Genomic DNA, 3,923 nt, shown 5'->3' on the forward strand with positions numbered 1-3,923 from the left:
GTAGTAGACGATGCGGCCGTTGATCTCGTCGATGGCGGGCATGGTGTTCTCCAGCGGCGCCCCATACGGGGTGGGCCTGATTGAAAGCAATCGGGTGATAGGGGCATTCTGGACGCCGGTTGTCAGCGCAGCTATTGGCGAATTACGTAGTGCGGCGCGGGATGGGCGCGCCCGCGTTGTAGAAACTACGAGGTTCCGTGGCAGTTTTGGCCGGGCATTGGTAAAAACCGCCCAGCACGCGTGCATGAGCGTGCGCCGCAGCGCGAAAATCCGTAACCTGAGCGCGCTGCATGGGCCGATGGCGCAGCGAGTGCGCCGCAAGCGAGCCGCATACAACAACACGAGGGGCAGGGCATGAACCTACGTTTTCTGGAAACCTTTGTCTGGGTGGCGCGGCTGCGCAGTTTTCGGCTCACCGCAGACAAGCTGTTCACTACGCAGGCGTCCATTTCCGCACGCATTGCCGCGCTGGAAGAAGAGCTTGGCGTACGCCTGTTTGACCGCGACACACGCGGCGTGCAACTCACGCCCGATGGCCACAAGGTGCTGGAATATGCCGACCGCATGGTGAGCACGCTGCACCAGTTGCAGGCGGCCGTGGCACAACGCCCGGGCTTTGAAGGGCGCGTGCGGGTCGGGGCGATGGACAGCGTCATCCATACGTGGCTCTCGCCGCTCATTGCGCGCACGGCGGAGATGTTTCCTGCCCTGGAAATCGAACTCGTGGCCGACAGCGCGATGCACCTCGTCGAGCAGTTGCAGAAGGGCGCGCTCGACATTGCGTTCCAGACCGATCTGCTGCGCGCCGAAAGCGTGCGCAACGTGCAGCTCGCGCAGTACCCGATCCATTGGGTGGTGGCCACCAACTCGCGGTTGGCGCATCCATACGGCAGCCTGGGCGAACTTGCGCGCGAACGGCTCATCACCTTCGTGCGCAACTCCCGGCCGCATCAGGATATGCTGAACCTGCTGCACCTGAGCGGGGTGGAATCACCGCGCGTGAACTGCGTCAATTCGGTGGCCGCCATGACGCGCCTGGTGGGCGACGGCTTTGGCGTGGGCGCGTTGCCCACCGTGCTGGTGCGCGACCGCATTGAGAGCGGCGCGTTGACGGTGCTGGAAGTGGAGCCGGCGTTGCCCGCCCTGCCGATCATCGCATCGTGGCGCGCGGGGGCGGGGCTGGAGGTGCACGAAGCCATCGTCGGCCTGGCGCGCACGATGGCGCGCGAATTCTGCCTCTCGGTCGGGCCGCGCTACGCCATTGCCGAAGAAGTCGAGCGCAATACGGAAGCGGCCTAGGCCAACGCAGCGTGCCGTGGCGCCAGCGTCAGAAGATCGAGCGGCCGGTCAGCGTCGTGAGCCATTCCAGCGCCTGCAGGCCGGCCAGCGAATTGCCGCTGACGTCCAGCCCCGGAGACCATACGCACACGCCAAATTCGCCCGGCAGCACGGCGACGATGCCGCCGCCCACGCCGCTCTTGGCGGGCAGCCCCACGCGATAGACGAAGTCGCCAGCCGCGTCGTAGGTACCGCAGGTCAGCATCAGTGCAGAGAGGCGCTTGGCAGGGCTGGTACCGACGATGTGCTCACCGCTCCACGGGACGACGCCGCCGTTGGCGAGAAACAGCACGGCGCGGGCGAGGTCGGTGCAATCCATCTCGATGGCGCACTGGCGGCAGTACGCATCGATGACGGTTTCCACCGGCATGTGCAGGTTGCCGAAGCTCTTCATGAAGTGGGCCATCGCGCGATTTCGGTCGGCATGGGCCAGTTCGGATTCGGCCACGCGCCGCACGTAGTCGATGCGTGGGTTGTCGACCAGCCGCCGCATGAATTGCACCAGTGCGGTTTCAGCCTGCACGAAGCGGCGGCACAGCACGTCGGTCACGACCAGCGCACCGGCATTGATGAACGGGTTGCGCGGGATGCCGTTCTCGTATTCGAGTTGCACCAGCGAGTTGAAAGCATTGCCGGAGGGTTCGCGGCCGACACGTTGCCAGAGCGTTTCGCCCTCAAGCTGAAAGGCCAGCGTGCAGGCAAACAGCTTGGAGATGCTCTGGATCGAGAACGGCACATCCGCCTTGCCCACCGTGTAGACATCGCCGCCCAGGGTGACGATTGCCATGCCGAAATCCGCCGCATTGGTGCCGGCCAGCTCGGGGATGTAATCGGCAACCCGCCCCTGGCCGAGGTACGGCTGGATGTCGCGGTGGATGGTGTCCAGGATCGCTTGGTAGTCCATGTCAGGCCAGGAGGGCAAACGGTGGGGCGGCGATTTTACACGCGCGGGTGCCGCACCGGCCTCGGCAATCACCTTTTCCTATCGCCTGCAATCCGAAACTTTCGTTGGACCGCGTTTCATCACGCTTTCACAATCAGCCGCACGAACAACCTTGTGGAAGAGCTTGCATGACTACGGCAGTGGAGACAGCCCAGGCAAAAAGAATGCCGGAACAACCGGCACCGATGCCCGTACCCGCCCGCACGGGCGCCAGCGTGGCCTACGCGAATCCGTATTCCGCCCGACTGGCAGCGCGCTCGGGCGTGCTGCGTGGCCATACCAGCGGCCTGTGCGATGGCTATGTGCAGGCCAACATTGTGATGCTGCGCGATACGTGGGCCAACGAGTTCCTGCGCTTCTGCCAGCTCAACCCGAAGCCGTGCCCGCTGCTGGACGTGACCGAGCCCGGCGTGCCCGTGTTCCGCCATCTCGGCCAGGACGTTGACGTGCGCCGCGACGTGCCGCGTTACCGCGTCTACCGCAACGGCGAACTGGCCGGCGAACCGGCCGACGTTGAAGCGCTGTGGACCGACGACATGGTTGCGTTTGCCATTGGCTGCTCATTCTCGTTCGAGCATGCGTTGATGGAGGCGGGTGTGCCGCTGCGTCATATCGCCATGTCGCGCAACGTGGCGATGTATCGCACGTCGGTCGACACGATCGGTACGTCCCGCCTGGCGGGCAAGCTGGTGGTGTCGATGCGGCCGATGTCGGTGCCAGATGCCATCCGCGCGATCGAGATCACCTCCCGCATGCCGCGTGCGCACGGCGCGCCGGTGCACTTTGGTGATCCGGCGGCCATCGGCATTGCTGATCTGGCGCAGCCCGACTGGGGGGATGCGGTGCCCGTGCAGCCGGGTGAAGTTCCGGTGTTCTGGGCCTGTGGCGTGACACCCCAGGCGGTGGTGCAACAAGCGCGGCCTGAGTTGTGCATCACGCATGCGCCGGGGCACATGCTGATTACAGACTTGCGCACCGCAGCGCTGACCTGAGCGCGCAGTCGCACGACGGAAAGAGCGAAAGACGGACGGGTACCGGGGTTCCAGCCGGCGCACGCAGAGGCGCTGGCCTATAGCAAGCAATAAGCGATAGACGCATCGAGACAGCATCAGTAACAAGGAGGAAACACCATGACAACCGAAGCAACGGTTGCGCGAGCGCCCGCCGGGACGGACGCCACAGCCGCAACCAATTCCGGCGGTTTGTTCCGCTGGTACCGAGAGATCTCCACGCAGGAGCGCCGCACGTTCTGGAGCTGCAAGGTGGGCTACGCGCTTGACGCGATGGACACGCAGATCCTGAGCTTCGTCATCCCCACGTTGATCGGCGTGTGGGGCCTTTCCAAGGCCGATGCGGGGTTGATCGGCACGTGCACGTTGCTGGCATCGGCGGCGGGCGGCTGGGTGGCTGGCATCCTGTCGGATCGCATCGGGCGCGTGCGCGCGTTGCAGATCACCATCCTCTGGTTTGCGGTGTTCACTTTCCTGTGCGGCCTCGCGCAGAACTACGAACAACTGCTGATTGCACGCACGCTCATGGGCTTCGGCTTTGGCGGCGAGTGGACGGCCGGCGCGGTGCTGATCGGTGAAGCCATCCGCTCGCGGGATCGCGGCAAGGCCGTTGGCATGGTGCAAGCAGGGTG

The 3,923-nt window shown here is 64.9% G+C and carries 4 protein-coding genes; 3 read left to right on the top strand and 1 reads right to left on the bottom strand.

Going from position 1 to position 3,923, the window contains the following annotated elements; translation table 11 throughout:
• Positions 1-354 precede the first annotated feature (354 nt).
• Positions 355-1,299, top strand: coding sequence for a LysR family transcriptional regulator (locus tag ACCD03_RS25405; RefSeq protein ID WP_045201589.1), 945 nt, complete (start codon positions 355-357; stop codon positions 1,297-1,299).
• Between the two features lie 28 nt (positions 1,300-1,327).
• Here the strand turns inward: ACCD03_RS25405 and ACCD03_RS25410 are convergent, their stop codons facing one another.
• Positions 1,328-2,242 (bottom strand): glutaminase, encoded by a 915-nt coding sequence (locus ACCD03_RS25410; RefSeq protein WP_045201587.1) that lies wholly within the window; start codon positions 2,240-2,242, stop codon positions 1,328-1,330.
• Between the two features lie 224 nt (positions 2,243-2,466).
• Between ACCD03_RS25410 and ACCD03_RS25415 the strand changes: the two genes are divergently transcribed.
• Entirely contained in the window at positions 2,467-3,273 is an 807-nt protein-coding gene (locus tag ACCD03_RS25415; RefSeq protein ID WP_045202182.1) for a putative hydro-lyase, read from the top strand.
• Between the two features lie 138 nt (positions 3,274-3,411).
• Positions 3,412-3,923, top strand: a 512-nt coding sequence (locus ACCD03_RS25420) for an MFS transporter (RefSeq protein ID WP_413413272.1), incomplete at its 3' end; no start/stop codon positions are given.

It is taken from the genome of Ralstonia sp. Ralssp135, assembly GCF_047304345.1.
GTDB lineage: Bacteria > Pseudomonadota > Gammaproteobacteria > Burkholderiales > Burkholderiaceae > Ralstonia > Ralstonia chuxiongensis.